Here is a 519-nt window from a genome sequence, read left to right on the forward strand (position 1 = left end):
GGATCACAGGATATTTGCCGCCTCCCCGGAGCTTTTCGCAGGCTATCACGTCTTTCTTCGCCTCTGACTGCCAAGGCATCCACCACATGCACTTAATTACTTGACTATACAACCCCAAACAGTCGTTCATCCCTACAAGTAGGATAAACAACATAATCAACCAATCACTCAGTCAATTACACAGTTAGAGTCTCGTGAACTTAATCACTGTACAGCTTCAATTAGATTCATATACCAAAACGCTTGATTCAGTTAATTTCGCTAGTTCTCATTCAATCACTTCAACAATCAATCTTGCGATCTCTCGTTTCCGCTCTTGTATGAGTATGAACAAATTATTTCAACTCAAATATATTCTGTTAATGATTTAATGCATCCTCGTCGGATTGCAATACTGTGATAAATCACAGAGGTTAATAACAATGCCGCGCATTATACGCCGCTTTCTTACTAAGCTCTATAAGCTATCAAACCGTTTGCTTATTACGTAGTCTTTCAACTGCGCGAAGCGTAGCTTCT

1 rRNA gene is annotated in these 519 nt (G+C 40.1%); it reads right to left on the reverse strand.

What is annotated here, in order from left to right:
* Positions 1–106 (reverse strand): 23S ribosomal RNA (locus ACEWB7_RS17445); the annotation flags it as partial.
* Between the last annotated feature and the right edge of the window lie 413 nt (positions 107–519).

The organism is Acinetobacter sp. NIOH-H-8 (genome assembly GCF_046635365.1).
GTDB lineage: Bacteria > Pseudomonadota > Gammaproteobacteria > Pseudomonadales > Moraxellaceae > Acinetobacter.